This is a genomic window from Streptomyces sp. NBC_00443, from assembly GCF_036014175.1.
Classification (GTDB): domain Bacteria; phylum Actinomycetota; class Actinomycetes; order Streptomycetales; family Streptomycetaceae; genus Streptomyces.
Genome location: NZ_CP107917.1, coordinates 2,909,352 through 2,931,100 on the forward strand (window position 1 = coordinate 2,909,352; position 21,749 = coordinate 2,931,100).

20 protein-coding genes are annotated in these 21,749 nt (G+C 70.8%); 12 read left to right on the top strand and 8 right to left on the bottom strand.

Features of this window, described 5'->3' with window-relative positions:
- Positions 1–25: 25 nt before the first annotated feature.
- The 3 genes from OHO27_RS12725 to OHO27_RS12735 all read right to left on the bottom strand — a co-directional run bounded on the left by OHO27_RS12725 (position 26) and on the right by OHO27_RS12735 (position 2,241).
- A complete protein-coding gene (locus OHO27_RS12725; RefSeq protein WP_328423324.1) occupies positions 26–1,153 on the bottom strand; it encodes a SchA/CurD-like domain-containing protein in 1,128 nt (375 codons plus the stop codon).
- Positions 1,154–1,606: 453 nt separating this feature from the next.
- Positions 1,607–1,900, bottom strand: coding sequence for an MTH1187 family thiamine-binding protein (locus tag OHO27_RS12730; RefSeq protein ID WP_328423326.1), 294 nt, complete (start codon positions 1,898–1,900; stop codon positions 1,607–1,609).
- A complete protein-coding gene (locus OHO27_RS12735; protein WP_328423328.1) occupies positions 1,897–2,241 on the bottom strand; it encodes a DUF3817 domain-containing protein in 345 nt (114 codons plus the stop codon). The genes OHO27_RS12730 and OHO27_RS12735 overlap by 4 nt, the downstream gene beginning before the upstream one ends.
- Before the next feature lie 222 nt (positions 2,242–2,463).
- Here OHO27_RS12735 and OHO27_RS12740 point away from each other — a divergent pair, with 222 nt between their 5' ends.
- The 4 genes from OHO27_RS12740 to OHO27_RS12755 all read left to right on the top strand — a co-directional run bounded on the left by OHO27_RS12740 (position 2,464) and on the right by OHO27_RS12755 (position 5,126).
- Positions 2,464–3,096 carry an AIM24 family protein gene (locus OHO27_RS12740; protein ID WP_328430412.1) on the top strand — a complete coding sequence of 211 codons (633 nt, stop codon included), beginning with the start codon at positions 2,464–2,466 and terminating at the stop codon, positions 3,094–3,096.
- Position 3,097: 1 nt separating this feature from the next.
- Positions 3,098–3,748 carry an AIM24 family protein gene (locus OHO27_RS12745; protein WP_328430413.1) on the top strand — a complete coding sequence of 217 codons (651 nt, stop codon included), beginning with the start codon at positions 3,098–3,100 and terminating at the stop codon, positions 3,746–3,748.
- Positions 3,749–3,792: 44 nt separating this feature from the next.
- Positions 3,793–4,548 carry an AIM24 family protein gene (locus OHO27_RS12750; RefSeq protein ID WP_328430414.1) on the top strand — a complete coding sequence of 252 codons (756 nt, stop codon included), beginning with the start codon at positions 3,793–3,795 and terminating at the stop codon, positions 4,546–4,548.
- A 101-nt stretch (positions 4,549–4,649) separates the two neighbouring features.
- On the top strand, positions 4,650–5,126 hold the full coding sequence (locus OHO27_RS12755) for a MarR family winged helix-turn-helix transcriptional regulator (RefSeq protein ID WP_328423329.1): 477 nt from the start codon (positions 4,650–4,652) through the stop codon (positions 5,124–5,126).
- Between the two features lie 23 nt (positions 5,127–5,149).
- Here the strand turns inward: OHO27_RS12755 and OHO27_RS12760 are convergent, their stop codons facing one another.
- Together OHO27_RS12760 and OHO27_RS12765 are read right to left on the bottom strand one after the other, a co-directional pair.
- Entirely contained in the window at positions 5,150–6,607 is a 1,458-nt protein-coding gene (locus tag OHO27_RS12760; protein WP_328423331.1) for a sensor histidine kinase, read from the bottom strand.
- Positions 6,604–7,326: a response regulator transcription factor gene (locus OHO27_RS12765; protein ID WP_328423333.1), complete on the bottom strand. Its 723-nt coding sequence runs from the start codon at positions 7,324–7,326 to the stop codon at positions 6,604–6,606. The genes OHO27_RS12760 and OHO27_RS12765 overlap by 4 nt, the downstream gene beginning before the upstream one ends.
- A gap of 161 nt (positions 7,327–7,487) precedes the next feature.
- Between OHO27_RS12765 and OHO27_RS12770 the strand changes: the two genes are divergently transcribed.
- A complete protein-coding gene (locus OHO27_RS12770) occupies positions 7,488–8,162 on the top strand; it encodes a PepSY domain-containing protein (protein ID WP_328423335.1) in 675 nt (224 codons plus the stop codon).
- Positions 8,163–8,172: 10 nt separating this feature from the next.
- On the opposite strand, the gene OHO27_RS12775 is transcribed toward OHO27_RS12770, so the two are convergent.
- The 3 genes from OHO27_RS12775 to OHO27_RS12785 form a co-directional block, all read right to left on the bottom strand.
- On the bottom strand, positions 8,173–9,417 hold the full coding sequence (locus tag OHO27_RS12775; RefSeq protein ID WP_328423337.1) for an MFS transporter: 1,245 nt from the start codon (positions 9,415–9,417) through the stop codon (positions 8,173–8,175).
- A gap of 181 nt (positions 9,418–9,598) precedes the next feature.
- Positions 9,599–10,555, bottom strand: coding sequence for a methylmalonyl Co-A mutase-associated GTPase MeaB (gene meaB, locus OHO27_RS12780; RefSeq protein ID WP_328423339.1), 957 nt, complete (start codon positions 10,553–10,555; stop codon positions 9,599–9,601).
- A 34-nt stretch (positions 10,556–10,589) separates the two neighbouring features.
- The gene (locus OHO27_RS12785) at positions 10,590–11,792 is read right to left on the bottom strand and encodes an acetyl-CoA C-acetyltransferase (protein WP_328423341.1); all 1,203 of its coding nucleotides are present in this window, start codon (positions 11,790–11,792) and stop codon (positions 10,590–10,592) included.
- 147 nt (positions 11,793–11,939) lie between these two features.
- Here OHO27_RS12785 and mce point away from each other — a divergent pair, with 147 nt between their 5' ends.
- The 7 genes from mce (at position 11,940) to OHO27_RS12820 (ending at position 21,748) form a co-directional block, all read left to right on the top strand.
- Complete coding sequence (gene mce / locus OHO27_RS12790) at positions 11,940–12,380, top strand: methylmalonyl-CoA epimerase (protein WP_234762212.1); 441 nt, start codon at positions 11,940–11,942, stop codon at positions 12,378–12,380.
- Between the two features lie 233 nt (positions 12,381–12,613).
- Positions 12,614–16,462: a polarized growth protein Scy gene (gene scy, locus OHO27_RS12795; protein ID WP_328423345.1), complete on the top strand. Its 3,849-nt coding sequence runs from the start codon at positions 12,614–12,616 to the stop codon at positions 16,460–16,462.
- A gap of 183 nt (positions 16,463–16,645) precedes the next feature.
- A complete protein-coding gene (locus OHO27_RS12800) occupies positions 16,646–17,581 on the top strand; it encodes a cellulose-binding protein (protein ID WP_328423347.1) in 936 nt (311 codons plus the stop codon).
- An 86-nt stretch (positions 17,582–17,667) separates the two neighbouring features.
- Positions 17,668–18,630 (top strand): ABC transporter ATP-binding protein, encoded by a 963-nt coding sequence (locus tag OHO27_RS12805; protein ID WP_328423349.1) that lies wholly within the window; start codon positions 17,668–17,670, stop codon positions 18,628–18,630.
- 2 nt (positions 18,631–18,632) lie between these two features.
- On the top strand, positions 18,633–19,403 hold the full coding sequence (locus OHO27_RS12810) for an ABC transporter permease (RefSeq protein ID WP_328423351.1): 771 nt from the start codon (positions 18,633–18,635) through the stop codon (positions 19,401–19,403).
- A 153-nt stretch (positions 19,404–19,556) separates the two neighbouring features.
- On the top strand, positions 19,557–20,882 hold the full coding sequence (locus tag OHO27_RS12815; RefSeq protein WP_328423353.1) for an ABC transporter ATP-binding protein: 1,326 nt from the start codon (positions 19,557–19,559) through the stop codon (positions 20,880–20,882).
- A complete protein-coding gene (locus OHO27_RS12820; protein WP_328423355.1) occupies positions 20,879–21,748 on the top strand; it encodes an ABC transporter permease subunit in 870 nt (289 codons plus the stop codon). Before OHO27_RS12815 ends, OHO27_RS12820 begins: the two co-directional genes overlap by 4 nt.
- Position 21,749 lies beyond the last annotated feature (1 nt).

The following is a 21,749-nucleotide window of genomic DNA, read 5'->3' on the forward strand; positions in this document are numbered from 1 at the left end:
CGGTGGGGTGATGGTCCCTGCGCGGTCAGGACTGCGCAGCCCTGCGATCGGCGGCCCTGCGGTCGGTGATCAGCGCCATGTCGGCGTGCGTCAGGAGGCGGGTCGCCTCGCGCCCGCCGGTGAACGGTCCGGCCACGCCGAGCGCGTCGGTGTCCAGCAGCCGGGCCAGCACCGCGGCCTTCCTCGGGCCTTGGATGCCGAGCGTCATGACCGGGTCGGTCTCGGGATCACCCCGTACGTCGATGAGGCGGACGACGATGTCCTCGCGCTGGAAGACGGTGCTGCGGTGCACGGGGCCGGCCGGGTCGGCCGCCGCGGTCTCGTCCTGCTGCGAGAGCAGCCGGGCCAGCGCCATTCCGCAGCCCTTGCGGGCCGGGTAGTACAGGGCGTGCCGCTTGATGCCGTCCGGCTCCGGGCCGCCGCGTGCCACGTGGTGTACGGGCGGCATGGCCGCGCGGATGAAGAACGTCCGGGCCGACTCGGGGTCTGCCAGGTCCCGATGCTGCTCCAGATGCGGGTTGAGGGCCTCCTCGACCGCCCGCACCTCGGGCTGGCGCGAGACGTGGCGCAGGGCCGCCATCAGGTCGCCCTCCACCTCGACCGTGCGGACGACCCGGTTGCCGTGCATGAAGAGAGTGGTGCGGCGCAGCCGCGTGGTGTCGTCCACGCGGGCCTCGGGCGGGGCGTATCCGGCGAGGATCTCCGCGACCTTGGACTCGGAGCCGGGCTTGACGGTGAAGGTCAGGGCGTGGCGGATCACACCGTCGCCCACCCTTACGGCCGTCTGGAGTCCGCCGGCCTTTTCCGGGCGGACGCCGCCGGTCTCGCGGACGATGCCGTACCGCATCGAGCGGAGCTCGCGGACGCAGCTCTGCAGGGGCCGGACCGTCTCGAGATGCTCTTCACTGTTCATCCAGGCGAGGTACGGCGGGGCGGTGGCCCATTCGCTCGTGATGAGCCACTGGGACGGGTTCTCCAGGGACTGGCACAGCTGGTCACCGAGGTGGCCGGGGACCGACGCGACTCGGTCGCGCATGTGCTCGTAGGCGTCCAGGAACTGTTGCTCGGCACCTTCGTGGAGGTCGACGAGAAGCAGGACACGCATCCTGGAGCCGTCGAACGCCGACTGGGATGTAAAGGGCGAAGTGGTCATCCGGCAGACCCTTCCTTCGCGGGAGCAAGCGGCGGCCGTCCGTGTCCACCAGCGCGAACGCGGGTTTCGGCCCTGAGCCTTCATCGTGGGTCAGGGCTCTGGGGTCCGCGAGCCATGCGGGCCAAAGGGGGGAACTGGCCGTGCTTGTGTGTCCGGCGGCCGCCGACGCTGCGTCAGGCTCCGCCAGTTGGGGCGGGATGCCTGCGGCGGCCTGTGCCGCTGCGTGGGGGTGCGCGGCTGTGCCTGCGGCGGCCCGTTGCTGTTCGGTGGGGGTGCGTGTAGCGCCTGACGGCGCGTCGGGGGTCGGGGCCGTGCCGGGGGGTGTCCGTCCTCGGTCGGGCGGTTGATGTCGGGCAAGAGGGGCTGTCTCTTGACGCCCGACGCTGCGGGCGGACACCCCCGGCACGTCCCCTTCGCGCCGTACGCGGGTGCCGCGCCGCGGGGATACGCGCACTACTCCGCCAGGTGGCGCTCCACCGTTTCCACCTTTGAGGTGAGGCCGTCCGTCACTGTGGGCCTGATGTCGGCCTTGAGGACCAGGGATACGCGCGGGGCCCGTTCCTCGACGGTCGCTACGGCGCGCTTGACCACGTCCATGACCTCGTCCCAGTCGCCCTCGATCGAGGTGAACATCGCGTCGGTACGGTTGGGCAGGCCCGACTCACGGACCACGCGTACGGCGTCGGCGACGTACTCCCCCACGTCCTCGCCGACGCCGAGCGGCGTCACGGAAAACGCGACGATCATGCGCCCACGATTCCTTCCTTGCGGGCGCGGGTGGCGATCACCGCGTCCTCGGCCTCGCGCTTGAGCTTGCGCTCGGCGAAGAAGCCGCCGGTCGGCAGGACGGAGAGGACGAAGTAGAACGCGGCGGTCTTCAGCGACCACTTGGTGCGGTTCCAGGCGTCCGCCCAGAAGATCACGTACAGGATGAAGAGAACGCCGTGGATCATGCCCATCACGGGCACCGCGTTGAAGTCCGTCGTCCGCTTCAGCACCGAGCAGACGAGCAGGAGCAGGAACGACACCGCCTCGGGGGCCGAGACGAGGCGGAGGCGGCGGAGGGCGGTGGCGGTCTTGATGTCCACGGGTCACCTTCGGTGGGTTCGGGAGAGACGTCGGTCTGCTCGGATCAGCTTGTGAACACAAGCACAAACCTTCACCCATTGTGGCAAACGTCGGCCACCGGGTCGGCATCGGGTGGATGACAAGGTCTCCGCGTCCTGCGGATCCGGGTGCCGTCAGGGGTGAAGTCCGTCTCTGGGATCTGTTGGCGGCAGGCCCCCGGCGGCTACCTTCGCTGCGTGGCGATGTTCCGACTGCAAGGCAGCAAGGTGCTCGCCGTCGACATGACCGGCGATGCCGTGAAGGCGAAGAACGGCTCGATGGTCGCGTACGACGGGCAGATGGCCTTCAAGAAGATGAGCGGCGGCGGTGAGGGCATCCGGGGCATGGTGACCCGGCGGCTCACCGGTGAGCAGATGACGCTGATGGAGGTGAAGGGGCATGGGACGTGCTGGTTCGCGGACCGTGCCTCCGAGATCAATCTCGTGAACCTCCAGGGAGACAAGCTCTACGTGGAGTCGAGCAATCTGCTCGCCACGGACGGGGGGCTGCGGACCGGTACGTCCTTCACCGGGATGCGCGGTGCCTCACAGGGCAATGGGCTCTTCACGACGACCGTTGAAGGGCACGGACAGGCGGCGATCATGTCGGACGGGCCTGCGGTCGTGCTGCGGGTCAGTGCGCAGTATCCGCTGACTGTTGACCCGGGGGCCTATGTGGCCCACCAGGGGAATCTGCGGCAGTCCTTCCAGTCCGGTGTGACCTTCCGCACCTTCATGGGCGAGGGCGGTGGCGAGGCCTTCCAGATCCGGTTCGAGGGGGACGGGCTGGTGTACGTACAGCCGAGCGAGCGGAACACGATCGCGGGGGATGTCTGAGATGACCTTCCGTGAGATCAACTCCAAGATGGTCGAGGCGACCGTCATGTCGGGGCAGCGGCTGTTCAGTCAGCGCGGGGCGATGCTCGCCTACAAGGGCGAGGTGTCCTTCACCCCCAACACCGCCGGCGGACAGGGCGGGATCATGTCGATGATCGGGCGCCGGGTGGCGAACGAGGACACCCCGCTGATGACCGTCGAGGGCAACGGCACGGTGCTCTTCGGGCACGGCGGCCACCATGTCCAGGTGATCAACCTCGCGGGCGACACCATGTGCGTCGAGGCGGACCGCCTCCTCGCCTTCGAGGGCACCCTTCAGCAGGGCACGATGTTCCTCGGCTCGCAGGGCGGGGTCATGGGCATGGTCCGCGGGCAGATCAGCGGACAGGGACTGTTCACGACCACCCTCAAGGGGCACGGGGCCGTGGCCGTCATGGCGCACGGGGGCGTCTTCGAGATCCCGATCACCCCGCAGCGGCCCGTCCACGTCGACCCCCAGGCCTACGTCGCCCACCACGGCGACGTACGCAACAAGCTGTCCACGGCCCTGGGCTGGCGCGACATGGTGGGCCGCGGCTCCGGCGAGGCCTTCCAGCTGGAGCTCAGCGGCAACGGTGCGGTGTACGTCCAGGCGTCTGAGGAGAAACTGTGAGCGCCCCCTACGGAACCCCCGGCGGCCCCGCGGTCCTCGACCCGATGTCGCTGCCGTCCGACGACAACGTCAACGCCTACACCTTCTGCGTGGAGCTCAAGGGGAGCCAGTGGTTCCTGCAGAAGGGGAAGATGATCGCCTACTACGGCTCGATGGACTTCAACGGCGTCGGGCACGGTCGACTCGACCGACTTGTCCGTACGTCCTTCCATTCGCCACTGCACGCGAGCGACTGGGTCGTGGCGGAGGGCAACGGCAAGATGCTGCTGGCAGACCGGGCCTTCGACGTGAATTCGTACGACCTCGAAGACGGCAACCTGACCATTCGCTCCGGCAACCTGCTCGCTTTTCAGCCAACTCTTGCTCTCAAGCAGTCGATCGTGCCGGGTTTTCTGACACTCATCGGAACCGGAAAGTTCGTGGCCGCATCTAACGGTCCGGTGGTGTTCATGGAACCCCCGATCCGGGTGGACCCACAGGCACTCGTCGGCTGGGCCGACTGCCCCTCCCCGTGCCATCACTACGACCATGGCTACATGACCGGCTTGATGGGCGGTCTACGTGCACTGACAGGCCTCGGCGGGGCCTCCGGAGAGGAGCATCAGTTCGAGTTCGTCGGAGCCGGTACGGTCCTGCTCCAGTCGAGCGAGACCCTCATGGCCGAGCAGGCCACGGGTGCGGTTCCGCCGGAGCCCGGAGTGCCTGGTTCCGGAGGGACGCACACAGGCCCTTCACAACAGGCCGGGGCACCGCGCCTTCCCGGACAGCTGGGAGACCTCCAGCGTCGCTTCGGGCTGTGAGCGGTAGTCTGCGGAGTGTGACATCGAACGTGTGCGCACACGGTCCCGTCACAGAAAACCCTCACTAGTTCGCCTTTCAACTTTTTAGGTAGACTTCATTCATGGAGACCGAAACGGCCACCCGCTGGCTGACCGATGCGGAGCAGTGCGCCTGGCGCACCCACCTGGAGGTCAACAGGCTGTTGACGTACCAGCTCGAAAAAGACCTGCAGCCGTTCGGCCTGACAATGAACGACTACGAGATCCTGGTGAACCTCTCCGAGTCGGAGGACGTACGGATGCGGATGAGCGACCTCGCGTCGGCCACCCTCCAGTCCAAGAGCCGCCTCTCCCACCAGATCACCCGCATGGAGAACGCGAACCTGGTCCGCCGTGAGAACTGCGAGTCCGACCGCCGCGGGCTCTACGCGGTCCTCACCGAGCACGGCATGGAGACGATGAAGAAGGTCGCGCCGCACCATGTGGCGTCCGTGCGGAGACACTTCATCGACCTGCTGTCCACCGACGCCCTGACGGAGCTCGACAAGGCCCTGAAGCCGATCGCGGAGCACCTGCGCGGGCAGCGCGGACGTCCGTGACACCCGGGTAGGGACTGAAGGGTCTAGGCGAGCGGCAGGCGGAGTTCGAACAGGGCGCCGCCTGCCGGGGCGTCGCGGACCGTGAGTGTGCCACCGTGGCGTGCGGCCACGTCCCGGGCGATGGCGAGTCCGAGCCCGGCGCCGCCGTCGTCGCGGGTGCGGGCCTCGTCCAGCCGTACGAACCGCTCGAAGATCCGCTCCCGGTCGGCCTCGGCCACCCCGTCCCCGTCGTCGGCCACAGCCGCTACCGCCCAGTCCCCGTCCCGCCCGACGGACACGGTGACCGCCTCCCGGGCATGCCGCTGAGCGTTGTCGAGCAGGTTGCCCAGGACCCGCTCCAACTGTCCCCGGGACCCGGCCACTTCGGCGATGTCCGCCTCGACAGCCACGTTCTCCCGGCCCCGCGCCTCCCGCCGCGCCACCTCGCCCAGATCGACCCGCTTGTCGCCGGGCCCCTCCCCCGCGTCCAGGCGGGCGAGCAGCAACAGGTCGGCGGCGAGGCGCTGCAGTCGTACGGTGTCCTCCACCGCGCCCGGCACGTCCAGCAACTCCGGGTGGGCGGCGCCCACTTCGAGCTGGGTGCGCAGGGACGCGATCGGACTGCGCAGTTCGTGCGAGGCGTCGGCGACGAACCGGCGCTGGCGCTCCACGGACGTCTCCAGCGCGGCCAGCGTCTCGTTGGTGGTGCGGGCGAGCCTGGCGACCTCGTCGTGCGTGTCCGGCTCCGGCACGCGCCGGGCGAGGTCCTCGGACGCGGTGATCGCGGCCATCTCACGCCGGATGCCCTCCACCGGACGCAGTGCGCGCCGGGTGACCAGCCAGGTCACGGCCGCGACGACGCCGAGCAGCAGCGGGAAGCCGATCAGCATGACGGTGAGCGCGGAGTTCACGGCGCTCTGCTCGGCCTCCAGCGAGCCGCCGGCGTGGACGGTGAGCGTGCCCCGGTCGTCGGTCTCCACCGGGACGGCGGCGAAGCGGTAGTCGGCGGTGTCGCCGTCGATCGTCGCGGAGCCGTCGCTGAGCTCGCTCACTTCGCCGATCTCGCCGGCGTGCTGGGCCGTGTCGTCGCCCGAACCGTCACCCTGGCCGTCGTCCGCCTCGTCGTCGGCGTCCTCGCCGCCCGAACCGGCGGGGTTGCCCATGCCCCCCGCGTCACCCTTGCGCGGCTGCGGCTGCACTGCGTCGGTGCCCGTGCCGCTGATCCGCTCAAGGTCCTCGGTGGCCGCGACGAGACGGCCGTTCGCGTCGACGACCTGGACCGGGCTGTCGTCGTCGATGTCCAGCTGGTCGTACGACTTCCCGGCTACGAGCTGGGCGACGACGTTCTGCGCCGTGCGCTCCGCCTCGCTGCCCGCCTTGTCGATCAGGCTGGACCGCAGCGACAGCAGCACCGCGGCGCCGGCCGCGACCAGAGCGACGGCCACCACGAGGGTGGCGGCGAGTGTGGCCCGTGACCGGACCGAGCCGAAGAGCCGTCTCATCGTTCCGCCTCCAGTCGGTACCCGGCGCCGCGGACCGTCTTGATGAGCCCCGCGCGCAGCTTGCGCCGCAGGGTGCTGACGTACACCTCGACGATGTTCGGATCGCCCTCGTACGCGAAGTCCCAGACGTGCTCCAGGATCTCGGCCTTGGACACCACCTCGCCGGCCCGCAGCACGAGCTGCTCCAGGACCGAGAACTCCTTGGTGGTGAGGGACACTTCGTCCTCGCCGAGAAAGACCCGGCGGGCGGCCGTGTCGACCTTGAGGTCGCCGTGGACGTGCACGGGCGAGGCCCCGGCGCCCTGTCCCCCGCGCCGCAGCAGTGCCTTGACCCGGGCGACGAGGACGACGTACGAGAACGGCTTGGTGAGGTAGTCGTCGGCGCCGGTGTCCAGCCCCTCGGCCTCGTCGTACTCGCCGTCCTTGGCGGTCAGCATCAGGATCGGCACGTCGTGGCCGGCTCCGCGCAGGGCAGCGCAGACGCGGTAGCCGTTCATGCCGGGCAGCATGATGTCGAGGATCACGAGGTCGTACGACCCCTCCGAGGCCCGGAACAGCCCCTCCCGGCCGTCGTGGACGACGTCCACGGCGTACCCCTCGGCGGTCAGGCCCTTGGCGAGCGACAGGGCCAGCCGCTTCTCGTCCTCCACGATCAACAATCGAAAGGGGCGACGCGAAGCGTCTCGAGCAGGGTGGTGGTGGGTGACGGGCGGGCGCATGGGTACAGCCTGGCAAAGCGAAGCTGAAGATCTCTTCAGGGGGCTTCAGGTTCCTCTCAGCGTCGGTTCGGCAGATTGGTTCCCGTCGAAACCAAGCGACATGAAACGACACCAAGCGTCGTGAACCGTCGTGAAACGCAACACTCTGGGAGGGAAACCCCATGAAGCGCAACATCGTCATCGCCACCGTCACCGCCGCGGCTCTGGTCGGCGGCGGCACCGTCGCGGCCTACGCGTCGGCCGACGACGGCAACGCGCCCACCCAGCGTCAGACGAACGTCCGGGTCGCCGACGACGACCGGAGCGACGACGCCGACGACCGCAACGACGACGCGACCGACGACCGCAGCGAGGCCGCGGACGACCGGAGCGACGACGCCACCGAGGTCCGCGTCTCCAAGATCAGCGCCGCCGACGCGATCGCCGCCGCGCTGAAGAACACGCCGGGCACGGCCGTCTCCGCCGACCGGGACGACGACGGCGCCGGCGCCTGGGACGTGAACGTCGTCAAGGGCGACGGCACCGAGTACAGCGTCCAGGTCTCCCCCGACACCGCCAAGGTCGTCGGCGCCCAGCGCGACGACGACGACAACGACGGCCGCGAGGACCTCACCGCGCTGAAGGGCGCGAGCGTGGACGCCCGCGAGGCCGCCGAGGCCGGCGCTGCGAAGGGCACCGTCACCGACGTCGACCTGGACGACGACGGCCCCGCGGCCTGGAGCGTGGAGACCACGAAGGGCGAGTGGAAGGTCGACCTCAAGACGGGCAAGGTCACCCAGGACCACGACGACGACATCGCCCAGGACAACGGTCAGGACGACGGCGACGACGACTGACGTCAGGTCGTCAGCGCGTCACACGAGGGGTACGGGATGTCCCGTACCCCTTTTCGCGTGCCGCGCCCCGCGCCACGGCCACCGCCGTCACCAGCATCACCGCACCGGTGACCGCGAAGCACACCCCCGCCGGCAGCCGCCCGACCAGCACGCCCGCCGCCGCGGCACCGCCCGTGATGCCCGCGTTGACAGCCGTGTTGACCCAGGCTCCGGCCTGGACCCGGGCCTCGGGCGCGGCGACCTCGTCGGCGATGAGGTACGCGGTGGTGATCAGCGGGGACACGAAGACACCGGCGACCGCGACCGCCACGGCCAGGGTGCCGAGCCCCTGCGCCAGCCCGGCGCCGCACAGCGCCAGCCCCAGGCCGGCCGCCTGCACGGACAGCCGGGTCCCGGCGGAGGCACGCCACTCGACGGCGCCGTTGAGCAGCCCGCCGACGGCGCTTCCGGCGGACAGGGCGGCGAGCACCCAGGCCGCACTGCCGACGCCGTGACCGTGCCCCTCCGCGAAGGCCACGACCAGCAGGTCGACCACGCCCAGCGCCAGGCCGACCGCCGCCGCGGCGATCACCGGCCGGCCCAGTCCGCGCAACACCCGCCGCCCGGCCGCATCCGGCCCCGGCTCGCGCCCGCCGGCCGGCACGGCACGCACCGCGGGCGACGACACGAACCCGGCGGTTCCCACCACCATCAGCGCCGCGCCCATGACGATGCCGGCCGCCGGCGGGGCGAACCCGACGAGCAGGCCCACCAGCAACGGCCCCGAGACGAAGAGCAGTTCCTCGGCGACGGCGTCGAGACTGTATGCCCGCTGCATCAGCGCCCGGTCCGGGGCCAGCCGCCCCCACACGGCCCGCATGGTGGGCCCGAGCGGCGGAGTGCAGACACCGGCGAGGGCGGCGACGGCAGCGAGGACGAACGGCGAGGCGGCACCGGGACGCCAGAGGAGCACCGCCAGCAGCCCGAGCAGCCCGGTGTGGGCCGCGACCATCGGCACGAGCGCCCCGCGCGGCCCGTACCGGTCGACGAGTGCCGCTCTCGCGGGCGACAGGAAGACGCTGGTCGCGGAGAACAGCGCCATCACCATGCCCGCCACCGCGTACGACCCGGAGGCCCGGGTCACGGCGAGCATCACGGACAGGGGGGCGATGCCGTACGACAGCCGGCCGATCAGGGCTGCGGCGAAGGTACGGCGGGCGTGGGGGATCCGGAGAACGGCGGCATACGAAGGCCGCACGTCGTGTGTGGAAGACACGGGAGTTCCTCGACTCGAGGCGGAAAAGGGGACGCCGGAGCGCCGCGCCGGTCACGACCGAGCGGTCGTTCGCCGTGCGCGGGCAGGGCGTGCCCTATGCCAAGAGGAGGTACATGAGGGTCAACCTAACAGCGGGGGGCGGCAGTTGACCACGGGGAAAGCTCTCGGGGCGCTTGGGAGGTCAGGCCCCCGTAAGCCCCTCCACCAGCTCGTCCGCCGCCCGGTACGGGTCCAGCTCGCCGGCGACGATCTTCTCCGCCAGTGCCCCGAGCCTGCGGTCGCCGTGCAGGTCCGCGATGCGTTCGCGCAGGGCGGTGACGGCGATGGTCTCGACCTCGCGGGCGGCGCGAGCACGGCGGCGTTCGGTGAGGACTCCGCGCTCCTCCATCCAGGCGCGGTGCTTCTCCAGGGCCTCCACGACCTCGTCGATGCCCTCGGCGCGGGCGGCGACCGTCTTGACGATCGGCGGGCGCCAGTCGCCGGGGCCGCGGGACTCGCCGAGGCCGAGCATGTGGTTGAGCTCGCGGGCGGTGGCGTCGGCGCCGTCACGGTCGGCCTTGTTGACGACGTACACGTCACCGATCTCCATGATGCCCGCCTTGGCCGCCTGGATGCCGTCCCCCATGCCCGGGGCCAGCAGGACGACGCTCGTGTCCGCCTGGGCGGCGATCTCCACCTCCGACTGGCCGACCCCGACCGTCTCGACGAGCACCACGTCGCAGCCCGCGGCGTCCAGGACGCGGATCGCCTGCGGGGCGGCCCACGCGAGGCCGCCCAGGTGGCCGCGCGTCGCCATCGAGCGGATGTACACGCCGGGGTCGGAGGCGTGGTCCGACATCCGGACCCGGTCGCCGAGCAGCGCGCCGCCCGAGAAGGGCGAGGACGGGTCGACGGCCAGGACGCCGACCCGCTTGCCCTGCTTGCGGTACGCCGTCACGAGCGCCGACGTGGATGTCGACTTGCCGACTCCGGGCGAACCCGTGAGGCCGACGACATACGCGTTGCCCGTGAGCGGCGCCAGCGTCTCCATGACCTCCCTGAGTTGCGGGGACGCCCCCTCCACCAAGGAGATCAGCCGGGCCACGGCCCGCGGCCGGCCCTCCCTCGCCTGGGCGACGAGTGTGGAGACGTCCTGCATCACTGCTCCGTTCAGAAAGGAAACGTACGAGGTCTCAGGCCTTTGGTACCCGCACGATCAGCGCGTCACCCTGGCCGCCGCCGCCGCACAGGGCAGCCGCGCCGACGCCGCCGCCCCGCCGCTTCAGCTCCAGGGCCAGGTGCAGGACGAGCCGCGCACCCGACATACCGATCGGGTGACCCAGGGCGATGGCTCCGCCGTTGACGTTCACCCTTTCCGACGAGACCCCGAGGTCCTTCATTGACTGCACCGCAACGGCGGCGAAGGCCTCGTTGATCTCGATCAGGTCGAGGTCGGCGACCTCCAGGCCCTCCTTCTTCAGGGCGTGCTGGATGGCGTTCGAGGGCTGGGACTGGAGCGAGTTGTCCGGGCCCGCCACATTGCCGTGGGCGCCGATCTCGGCGATCCAGTCCAGGCCGAGCTCCAGCGCCTTGGCCTTGCTCATGACGACGACCGCGGCGGCGCCGTCGGAGATCTGCGAGGCCGAGCCCGCCGTGATCGTGCCGTCCTTGGAGAAGGCGGGGCGCAGCTTGCCCAGGGACTCCGCCGTGGTGTCGCCGCGGATGCCCTCGTCCTTGCTGAAGAGGACCGGGTCGCCCTTGCGCTGCGGGATCTCGACCGGGGTGATCTCGGCCTCGAACAGGCCGTTCTTCTGCGCGGCGGCGGCGCGCTGGTGGGACTGGGCGGCGATCTCGTCCTGCGCGGGGCGCTGGATGCCTAGGCGGGTGTTGTGCTTCTCCGTGGACTCGCCCATCGCGATGCCCTCGAAGGCGTCGGTCAGACCGTCGTACGCCATCGCGTCGAGCATCTCGATCGCGCCGTACTTGAAGCCCTCGCGGGACTTCGGCAGCAGGTGCGGGGCGTTGGTCATGGACTCCTGACCGCCCGCGACGATCACGTCGAACTCGCCGGCGCGGATCAGCTGGTCCGCGAGCGCGATCGCGTCGAGGCCCGACAGACACACCTTGTTGATGGTGAGCGCCGGGACGTTCATCGGGATGCCGGCCTTGACCGCGGCCTGGCGCGCCGGGATCTGCCCCGCCCCGGCCTGCAGCACCTGGCCCATGATCACGTACTGCACCTGGTCGCCGCCGATCCCCGCACGGTCGAGGGCGGCCTTGATCGCGAAGCCGCCGAGGTCGGCTCCGGAGAAGGACTTCAGCGAGCCCAGCAACCGCCCCATGGGCGTACGGGCCCCCGCGACGATCACCGAGGTACTGCTGTTCGTTCCAGACATGAGGTGCGATCCCCTTCCGGCTGCACTGCCGAGGAGTGAACGAGGGTTTACTTCGAATGTACTGATGGCACTCCGTGCCGTCACCGGGCCGTCGGTGTGATCGCTGGCACGTTGCGTAACCATCGCGGCCGCGCTGCACTGAATTCCATGCTGACGCGAATCGACCACATCGGGATCGCCTGTTTCGACCTGGACAAGACCGTGGAGTTCTACCGGGCCACCTACGGCTTCGAGGTGTTCCACTCCGAGGTCAACGAGGAGCAGGGTGTCCGCGAGGCCATGCTCAAGATCAACGACACCTCGGACGGCGGCGCCTCCTACCTGCAGCTTCTCGAGCCCACCCGCCCGGACTCCACCGTCGCCAAGTGGCTCGACAAGAACGGCGAGGGTGTCCACCACATCGCTTTCGGTACGGCGGATGTGGACGGCGACGCCGCCGACATCAAGGGCAAGGGCGTACGCGTCCTGTACGAAGAGCCCCGGCGCGGCTCCATGGGGTCACGAATCACCTTCCTGCACCCAAAGGATTGCCACGGCGTACTGACAGAACTGGTCACTTCGGCGCCTGTTGAGTCACCTGAGCACTGACCCTCGTACATATGGGCCGGTAGGGTTGGGGGCGGTCGCCGCTCAGTCCAGGGCGACCCGGCCCTGCCTTTTGACGGCGGGACCGAGCCGGGGTCCGGGTTTCGGGGGGCGAGGGTGGGGCAACAGCCCGTGCTCCGCCGTTGATCTGACACCATTCCCCGGGGGCCCCGTTCGGCGGATGGACGGTGCTCGTATGGAGAGACTTGCGACCAGGGGACGGATGGGACCGCGCAGTGCGGGGCTACGAACGCCAGGAGCGAGAGCCGGCGGCTGACGTCGACCACCTCTCTCGGTTCGAGGCCGAGATGGATCGGCTGAAGACCGAGCGGGAAAAGGCGATCCAGCACGCCGAGGACCTCGGCTACCAGGTCGAGGTGCTGCGCGCCAAGCTGCACGAGGCGCGGCGGACCATCATGTCCCGGCCCTCCTTCGAGGGCGGGGACATCGGCTATCAGGCCGAGCAGTTGCTTCGCAACGCCCAGGTCCAGGCCGACCAGCTGCGCCAGGAGGCCGAGCGGGAGCTCAGCCAGGCCCGGGCGCAGACTCAGCGCATCCTCCAGGAGCACGCGGAGAACGCGGCACGGTTGCAGGCCGAGCTGCACCAGGAGGCGGTCACGCGCCGCCAGCAGCTGGACCAGGAGCTGGCCGAGCGACGCCAGACCGTCGAGTCGCACGTCAACGAGAACGTGGCGTGGGCGGAGCAGCTGCGCGCCCGCAGCGAGTCGCAGGCCCGTCGGCTCCTCGACGAGTCGCGTGCCGAGGCCGAGCAGGCCATGGCGACCGCGCGCGCCGAGGCCGAGCGGCTCACCGGTGAGGCCCGCCAGCGCCTCACGGGCGCGGCGGAGGAGGCCCGCGCGGAGGCCGAGCAGATCCTGCTCCGGGCCCGGACGGACGCCGAGCGCCTGCTGAACGCCGCGTCCACGCAGGCCCAGGAGGCCACCGACCACGCCGAGCAGCTGCGCAGCTCCACGGCGACCGAGTCGGACAGCGCCCGCCGCCAGGCCACCGAGCTCAGCCGCGCCGCCGAGCAGCGCATGACGGAGGCCGAGGAGGCGCTGCGCAAGGCGCAGTCCGAGGCCGAGAAGCTGGTCGCCGAGGCCACGACGGCCGCCGAGAAGGCCCTGTCGAGCGCCGAGTCGGCCAACGAACAGCGCATGCGTACGGCCAAGGAGCAGGTCGCCCGCCTGGTCAGCGAGGCCACCAAGGAGGCCGAGAGCACCAAGTCGGACGCCGAGCAGGTCGTCACCGACGCCCGCGCCGAGGCCGAGAAGATCGTCGCCGAGGCCGCCGAGAAGGCCCGCACGATCACCGCCGAGGAGAGCGCCACCCAGCTGTCCAAGGCGGCCAAGACGGCCGAGGACGTCCTCAACAAGGCGCAGGAGGACGCCCAGAACACCACGAAGGCCGCGGCCGAGGAGGCCGAGCGGATCCGCAGGGAGGCCGAGGCCGAGGCGGACCGGCTGCGCTCCGAGGCGCACGACATCGCCGAGCAGCTCAAGGGCTCGGCGAAGGACGACACCAAGGAGTACCGCGCCAAGACGGTCGAGCTGCAGGAGGAGGCCCGCCGGCTGCGCGGCGAGGCCGAGCAGCTGCGTTCCGAGGCGGTCGCCGAGGGCGAGAAGATCCGCGCGGAGGCCCGCAGGGAGGCCGTCCAGCAGATCGAGGAGGCGGCAAAGACCGCCGAGGAGCTGCTTTCCAAGGCCCGGCAGGACGCGGACGACCTGCGTCAGAAGGCCACGACGGACAGCGAGAAGGTCCGCACCGAGGCCATCGAGCGGGCCACGACCCTGCGCCGGCAGGCCGAGGAGACCCTTCAGCGCACCCGCCAGGAGGCCGAGCGGCACCGCGAGGAGGTCGTCGAGCAGGCCGAGGGCATCAAGGCCGACGCCGAGCGCGCCGCCCGTGAGCTGCGCGAGGAGGCCGAGCGCGGCGTCGAGGCCCGCCGTGCGGAGGCCGCCGAGGAGCTGACGCGGCTTCACACCGACGCCGAGCAGCGGCTCGCGTCGGCCGAGCAGGCGCTGTCCGACGCCCGCGAGGAGGCCGCCCGCATCCGGCGCGAGGCCGGCGAGGAGACCGACCGGCTGCGCACCGAGGCGGCCGAGCGGATCCGCACGCTTCAGCAGCAGGCCGAGGAGGAGGCCGACCGGCTGCGCACCGAGGCCGCGTCGGACGCTTCCGCGTCCCGTGCCGAGGGCGAGTCCGTCGCCGTACGCCTGCGTTCCGAGGCCGCGGCCGAGGCCGAGCGGCTGAAGTCGGAGGCGCAGGACACCGCCGACCGGGTCCGTGCGGAGGCGCAGGCCGCCGCCGAGCGGCTCGGCACGGAGGCGTCCGAGACGCTGGCCGCCGCCCAGGAGGAGGCCACCCGGCGCCGCCGCGAGGCCGAGGAACTCCTCGGCTCCGCCCGCCAGGAGGCCGACCAGGAGCGCGAGCGGGCCCGCGAGCAGAGCGAGGAGCTGCTTGCCTCCGCCCGCAAGCGGGTCGAGGAGGCGCAGACCGAGGCGGTGCGGCTGGTCGAGGAGGCCGACCGGCGCGCCACCGAGATGGTCTCCGCGGCCGAGCAGCACGCCCAGCAGGTCCGCGACTCCGTGTCGGGGCTGCACGAGCAGGCGCAGGAGGAGATCACCGGCCTGCGCAGCGCCGCCGAGCACGCGGCGGACCGTACCCGCCGGGAGGCCCAGGAGGAGGCGGACCGGGTCCGCTCCGACGCCTACGCCGAGCGGGAGCGGGCCAGCGAGGACGCGGGCCGCATCCGGCGCGAGGCCAACGACGAGTCCGAGGCCGCCAAGTCGCTCGCCGAGCGCACCGTCGGCGAGGCGATCGCCGAGGCGGACCGGCTGCGCTCGGAGGCCGCCGAGCACGCGCAGCGGATCCGTACCGAGGCCTCAGACAAGATCGCCGAGGCCGAGCAGGCCGCGTCCCGCACCCGGGCGGACGCCCGCGACGACGCCAACCGGATCCGTTCGGACGCGGCGACGCAGGCCGACACCCTCATCACCGAGGCGCGTTCCGAGGCGGAGCGGCTGCAGTCGGAGACGGTCACGGAGGCCGACCGGGTGCGCACCGAGGCGCTCGCCAAGGCCGAGAGGCTGGTCGGGGACGCCACGTCGGACGCGGAGCGGCTGCGCGCCGAGGCCGCCGAGACGGTGGGGTCGGCCCAGCAGCACGCGGAGCGGACCCGCAGCGAGTCCGAGCGTCTCAAGGCCGAGACGGCCGCGCAGACCGAACGGCTCGTGACCGCCGCCCGCGAGGAGGCCGAGCGCACCCTCGACGAGGCCCGCAAGGACGCCGGCAAGCGGCGCCAGGACGTGGCCGAGCAGGTCGACAAGCTCATCACGGAGACCACCGCCGAGGCGGACAAACTGCTCACCGAGGCGCAGCAGCAGGCGCACAAGACGACCGCGGACGCCGAGGCGCAGGCCGACACCATGGTGGGCGCCGCCCGCAAGGAGGCCGACCGGCTGGTCTCCGACGCGACGGTGGAGGGCAACTCTCGGGTGGAGAAGGCCCGTACGGACGCGGATGAGCTGCTCGTCGGCGCGCGCCGGGACGCCACCTCGATAAGAGAGCGCGCCGAGGAGCTGCGCGACCGCATCACGAACGAGATCGAGGAGCTGCACGAGCGGGCCCGCCGCGAGGCCTCCGAGACGATGAAGTCGACCGGCGACCGGTGCGACGCCCTCATCAAGGCCGCCGAGGAGCAGCTGTCCAAGGCGCAGGCCAAGGCCAAGGAACTGGTCTCGGAGGCCAACTCCGAGGCGGGCAAGGTGCGTATCGCCGCGGTGAAGAAGGCCGAGGGCCTGCTGAAGGAGGCCGAGCAGAAGCGGTCCTCGCTGATCAAGGAGGCCGAGGAGCTCAAGGCCGAGGCGATCCGCGAGGCCAGGCGCACGGTCGAGGAGGGCAAGCGCGAGCTGGAGGTCCTCGTCCGGCGCCGGGAGGACATCAACGCCGAGATCTCCCGTGTCCAGGACGTCCTGGAGGCGTTGGAGTCCTTCGAGACACCATCCGGCGGTAAGGACAACGGGGTCAAGGCGGGTGCGACGGTGGGCGCCCCTCGATCGGGTGGCAAGTCGTCAGACAGCTAGCGTGGCGAGCGGGTTCCGGTGTCTCCTGGGGCCTTTGACCAAGTTTTTGGCAAGCCGTCCGCCGGTTAGCCACTCAAAAGGGGTCTCATTCTCCAGATCAAACACGTATCCGCTCGATGACACACCGCTTCGGCCCCTAGGATTCCACTTATCACCTCACCGGTCTCATTCGACAGGAACCCCATGAGCGACACTTCCCCCTACGGCTTCGAGCTTGTGCGGCGTGGGTACGACCGCGCGCAGGTGGACGAACGCATCTCGAAGCTCGTCTCCGACCGCGACAGCGCTCTGGCCCGCATCACCGCTCTGGAAAAGCGCATCGAGGAGCTCCACCTCGAGACGCAGAACGCCCAGGCCCAGGTAACCGACGCCGAGCCGTCGTACGCCGGCCTCGGCGCGCGTGTCGAGAAGATCCTCCGCCTCGCCGAGGAGGAGGCCAAGGATCTGCGCGAGGAGGCGCGCCGCGCCGCCGAGCAGCACCGCGAGCTCGCCGAGTCGGCGGCCCAGCAGGTCCGCAACGACGCAGAATCGTTCGCTGCGGAGCGCAAGTCCAAGGCGGAGGACGAGGGCGTCCGCATCGTCGAGAAGGCCAAGAGTGACGCCTCGCAGCTGCGTTCCGAGGCCCAGAAGGACGCGCAGTCCAAGCGCGAGGAGGCCGACGCTCTCTTCGAGGAGACCCGCGCCAAGGCCGCGCAGGCCGCCGCCGACTTCGAGACGAACCTCGCCAAGCGCCGCGAGCAGTCCGAGCGCGACCTGGCGTCCCGTCAGCAGAAGGCGGAGAAGCGCCTCGCGGAGATCGAGCACCGCGCGGAGCAGCTGCGTCTGGAGGCCGAGAAGCTGCGCACGGACGCCGAGCGCCGGGCCCGCCAGACGGTGGAGACGGCTCAGCGTCAGGCCGAGGACATCGTGGCCGACGCCAACGCCAAGGCCGACCGGATCCGTTCGGAATCCGAGCGCGAGCTCGCGGCTCTCACCAACCGCCGCGACAGCATCAACGCTCAGCTGACGAACGTCCGCGAGATGCTGGCGACCCTCACGGGCGCCGCGGTGGCCGCCGCCGGCACCCCGGCCGAGGACGAGCCGATCTCCCGCGGTGTTCCGGCGCAGCAGACCCGGTAACCGTTCGGCGTACGTCGTCTGAACATCTGTGAAGCCCCTTGCCACTCGGGTGGCAAGGGGCTTTGCGGCGTTTTAGCGTGGTCGGCATGATCGAGCTCGAGGGGCTGACAAAGCGGTACGGCGAGAAGGTGGCGGTCAACAACCTCACCTGCACCGTCAGACCCGGCATCGTCACCGGGTTCCTCGGCCCCAACGGCGCCGGGAAGTCCACGACCATGCGGATGATCCTGGGCCTCGACCACCCCACCGCCGGCGGTGTCCGTATCGACGGCAAGCGCTACGACCAGCTCAAGGACCCGCTGACGTACATCGGCGCCCTTCTTGAGGCCAAGGCCTGGCACGGGGGGCGCAGCGCCTACAACCACCTGCTGTGCCTCGCCCAGAGCAACGGCATCCCGCGGAGCCGGGTGCGCGAGGTGCTGGACACGGTCGGGCTGACGGCGGTCGCGCGCAAGAAGACCAAGGGCTTCTCCATGGGCATGGGGCAGCGGCTCGGAATCGCGGGCGCGCTGCTCGGCGATCCACGGATCCTGATGTTCGACGAGCCGGTCAACGGGCTCGACCCGGAGGGCATCCACTGGATCCGGAACCTGATGAAGTCCCTGGCCGCGCAGGGGCGGACGGTGTTCGTCTCCAGTCACCTGATGAGCGAGATGGCCCTGACCGCCGACCACCTCGTCGTGATCGGTCAGGGGCGGCTGCTGGCCGACACGTCCATGGCCGACTTCATCGAGCGCAACTCACGGTCGTACGTGCGGATCCGCACCCCGCAGCGGGAGCGGCTGCTGGACGTCCTTCCCACGGCCGGGATCACGGCGGTGCAGACGGGTGACGGCACGCTCGAAGTGGATGGCAGCAAGGCCGAGCAGATCGGCGAGCTGGCGGCGCGGCACGGGATCGTGCTGCACGAGCTGAGCCCGCAGCAGGCCTCCCTGGAAGAGGCGTTCATGCAACTGACCGCGGAGTCGGTGGAGTACCACGCGCACACCGGTGCGCCGCTGCCCCCCGAGCCCGGGCCGCAGTGGGGCGACGACTGGAGGAGGAGCTGAGCATGGCAGCCACGCAGGTCGTCCGCTCCGAATGGACCAAGATCCGGTCCGTGGCCTCCACCGTGTGGACGCTGTCACTCGCCGTGGTCGTCACCGTCGCCCTCGGGATGCTGATCTCGGCGCTGTCGAACAACGAGTTCGACAACATGAGCGAGCGGGACAGGCTCTCCTTCGATCCGACCTTCATCAGCTTCGCGGGGATGAGCCTCGGTCAGCTCGCGCTGATCGTGTTCGGCGTGCTCGTCGTCTCGAACGAGTACAGCACCGGCATGATCCGCACCTCGCTGGCCGCGGTGCCCCGGCGTGGGACGTTTCTGGCCAGCAAGATCGCGGTGGCGACCGGCCTCGCGCTGGTCGTCGGCCTGGCCACCAGCTTCGTCACCTTTTTCCTGGGGCAGGCGATGCTCGGCGACCACCGGGCGGAGATCGGCGACCCGGGCGTCCTGCGCGCGGTGATCGGCGGCGGGCTCTACATGGCTCTCATCGCGATGTTCTCGATGGGCGTCGCCGCGATGCTGCGCTCGCCGATGCTGTCGCTGGGCATCCTGATGCCGTTCTTCTTCCTGGTCTCCAACATCCTCGGCAACGTCTCGGCCACCGAGAAGATCGGCCGCTACCTGCCCGACCAGGCCGGCAGCAAGATCATGCAGGTGGTCACCCCGATCGACGACGAGACGCCGTACGGTCCCTGGGGCGGGCTCGGGATCATGGTGCTGTGGGTGATCGCGGCACTCGCGGGCGGTTACGTCACGCTGAAGAAACGGGACGCCTAGGCGGTCCGAGGGTGACCGTCGGCACACCCGAGGGTCACGGTCGGCGCGAGGTTTTACTTGCTCTTGAGCGGAACCGTCAGCGCCTCGGTATCCTCCTAACCCTTACGGGGGGCGTGTGCCCCGCTGTCCTGAACCTTTCGATGGGTGCGGAGCATGATCGAGGCTGTCGGCCTGACAAAGCGCTACGGCGACAAGACCGCTGTGTACAACCTGTCCTTCCAGGTGCGGCCCGGAGCCGTCACCGGCTTCCTGGGCCCCAACGGCTCGGGCAAGTCGACGACGATGCGGATGATCCTCGGCCTGGACAATCCGACGGCGGGGCACGTCACGATCGGCGGCTACCCGTACCGCAGGCTGCCCAACGCGCCCCGCCAGGTCGGCGCGCTGCTGGACGCCAAGGCGGTGCACGGCGGCCGGGCCGCCCGCAGCCATCTGCTGTCGCTCGCCCAGCTGTCCGGCATCCCGCCCCGACGCGTGGACGAGGTACTGGGCGTGGTCGGCCTCCAGGACGTGGCCAGGCGGCGCTCCAAGGGCTTCTCGCTCGGCATGGGCCAGCGCCTCGGCATCGCCGCCGCGCTGCTCGGCGACCCCCAGGTGCTGCTGTTCGACGAGCCGGTCAACGGCCTCGACCCCGAGGGCATCCTCTGGGTGCGGAACCTGATGAAGTCGCTGGCCGCCGAGGGCCGCACCGTCTTCGTCTCCTCCCACCTGATGAGCGAGATGGCGCTGACCGCCGACCACCTGATCGTCATCGGTCGCGGACAGCTGCTGGCCGACATGAGCGTCAGGGACTTCATCGCGGCGAACTCCGCCGGCTTCGCCCGGGTCCGTACGCCCGACACCGAGCCGCAACTGCGCGAGAAGCTGGCCGGCGCGCTCACCGAGGCGGGCGGGCACGTACTGCCCGAGCAGGACGGCGGGCTCAGGGTGACCGGGCTGCCGCTCCCCCGCATCAGCGACGTCGCGCACGACATCGACGTACGGCTGTGGGAGCTGTCGCCGCACCAGGCCTCGCTGGAGGAGGCATACATGCGGATGACGCAGGGCGCGGTCGACTACCGCTCGACCGTCGACCAGAAGACAGGGCTCCAGCAGCCGCTGCCGCCCGGCGCCCAGGCGCCGATGCCGGTTCCGGGCCAGGGCCAGCCCGGCTGGTACGCCCCGCCGCCGCCCGAGCAGGGCGGGCAGCCGTTCGCCGCGCCGCAGGGTCAGCCGATGCAGCCGGGCCAGACGCCCGTCGGTCCCTACGGCGCTCCCGCGGCGCCCGGCACCGCCCCGGGTGCGGGCACGGGCACGGCCAACCCGTACGCCCAGCAGGCGCCCCAGACGCCTCAGGGGCCGCCTGCAGGCCGGCCCGCCGCCCCGCAGGCCGTCGCCGCGCCCGCGCCCCAGCAGGCGCCCGCTCAGCCGCCCGCGCCGCCTGTCGCCCCCTCCGCCCCCGCGCCCGCCGCCCCGACCATGCCCGAGGACGCCCGATGAGCACGCCCCAGCCCCCGATGCCGCAGACCGCCGCACCGAACTGGCAGGCGGCGCCCGGCTCGTCGTACCCCACCTACACCTCGCCGATCCCCGTCGTGCGCACGCACCTCGGGCACGCGCTCGCCTCCGAGTGGACGAAGATCCGGTCGGTGCGCTCCACGATCTGGACGCTCGGCGTGTTCGTGCTGCTCGTCGTCGGCATCGGCCTGGCCACCGCCGCGCTGGTCGCCGCCAACTCCTCCGACGGCAGCCTGGGCGGCGAGAGCCCGCTGGCGTTCGGCTTCTTCGGGCTGCTGCTCGGCAGCATCTGCATCATCACGCTCGGCGTGCTGACCACCGCCTCGGAGTACGGCACCGGCATGATCCGGACCACGATGACCGCCTGCCCGACCCGTGGCCGGGTGCTGCTGGCGAAGGCGATCGTGTTCTTCGTCGTCGCGTTCGTGGTGACGCTGACGTCGGCCGTCCTGGTCGCCCTCGCCGACGTGGCCATGCTGGACGCGCGCGAGCCCAGCGCCCAGGAGTGGCTGAAGGGCACGGTCGGCATCTCGCTCTACATCGCGCTGCTCGGCCTGCTCTCGCTGGTCGTCGGCTCGATCATCCGGCACTCCGCGGGCGCGATCACGATCATGATCGGCGTCTTGCTGGCCCCGCTGGTCATCGCGCTGTTCATGTTCTCGGAGTCCCTGCAGGACCTTCAGCAGGCCCTGTTCGAGTACTCCATCCCGAACCAGTTCAGCGTCTTCTACGCCCAGTCCCTCACCGACACCGGCCCGTCCGGCTGGGACCCGCTGTGGATCATGCTCGGCGTGACCGCGGCCGCGTTCGCCGGCGCCTACGCGCTGCTGGAGAAGCGGGACGTGTAGT

What these genes read in the sequence shown, in the direction of transcription:
- OHO27_RS12725 (WP_328423324.1), bottom strand. Translation starts at nt 1,153, where the DNA reads ATGACCACTTCGCCCTTTACATCCCAGTCGGCGTTCGACGGCTCCAGG.
- OHO27_RS12730 (WP_328423326.1), bottom strand. Translation starts at nt 1,900, where the DNA reads ATGATCGTCGCGTTTTCCGTGACGCCGCTCGGCGTCGGCGAGGACGTG.
- OHO27_RS12740 (WP_328430412.1), top strand. Translation starts at nt 2,464, where the DNA reads ATGTTCCGACTGCAAGGCAGCAAGGTGCTCGCCGTCGACATGACCGGC.
- OHO27_RS12745 (WP_328430413.1), top strand. Translation starts at nt 3,098, where the DNA reads ATGACCTTCCGTGAGATCAACTCCAAGATGGTCGAGGCGACCGTCATG.
- OHO27_RS12750 (WP_328430414.1), top strand. Translation starts at nt 3,793, where the DNA reads ATGTCGCTGCCGTCCGACGACAACGTCAACGCCTACACCTTCTGCGTG.
- OHO27_RS12755 (WP_328423329.1), top strand. Translation starts at nt 4,650, where the DNA reads ATGGAGACCGAAACGGCCACCCGCTGGCTGACCGATGCGGAGCAGTGC.
- OHO27_RS12760 (WP_328423331.1), bottom strand. Translation starts at nt 6,607, where the DNA reads ATGAGACGGCTCTTCGGCTCGGTCCGGTCACGGGCCACACTCGCCGCC.
- OHO27_RS12765 (WP_328423333.1), bottom strand. Translation starts at nt 7,326, where the DNA reads ATGCGCCCGCCCGTCACCCACCACCACCCTGCTCGAGACGCTTCGCGT.
- OHO27_RS12770 (WP_328423335.1), top strand. Translation starts at nt 7,488, where the DNA reads ATGAAGCGCAACATCGTCATCGCCACCGTCACCGCCGCGGCTCTGGTC.
- meaB (WP_328423339.1), bottom strand. Translation starts at nt 10,555, where the DNA reads ATGCAGGACGTCTCCACACTCGTCGCCCAGGCGAGGGAGGGCCGGCCG.
- OHO27_RS12785 (WP_328423341.1), bottom strand. Translation starts at nt 11,792, where the DNA reads ATGTCTGGAACGAACAGCAGTACCTCGGTGATCGTCGCGGGGGCCCGT.
- mce (WP_234762212.1), top strand. Translation starts at nt 11,940, where the DNA reads ATGCTGACGCGAATCGACCACATCGGGATCGCCTGTTTCGACCTGGAC.
- OHO27_RS12800 (WP_328423347.1), top strand. Translation starts at nt 16,646, where the DNA reads ATGAGCGACACTTCCCCCTACGGCTTCGAGCTTGTGCGGCGTGGGTAC.
- OHO27_RS12805 (WP_328423349.1), top strand. Translation starts at nt 17,668, where the DNA reads ATGATCGAGCTCGAGGGGCTGACAAAGCGGTACGGCGAGAAGGTGGCG.
- OHO27_RS12810 (WP_328423351.1), top strand. Translation starts at nt 18,633, where the DNA reads ATGGCAGCCACGCAGGTCGTCCGCTCCGAATGGACCAAGATCCGGTCC.
- OHO27_RS12815 (WP_328423353.1), top strand. Translation starts at nt 19,557, where the DNA reads ATGATCGAGGCTGTCGGCCTGACAAAGCGCTACGGCGACAAGACCGCT.
- OHO27_RS12820 (WP_328423355.1), top strand. Translation starts at nt 20,879, where the DNA reads ATGAGCACGCCCCAGCCCCCGATGCCGCAGACCGCCGCACCGAACTGG.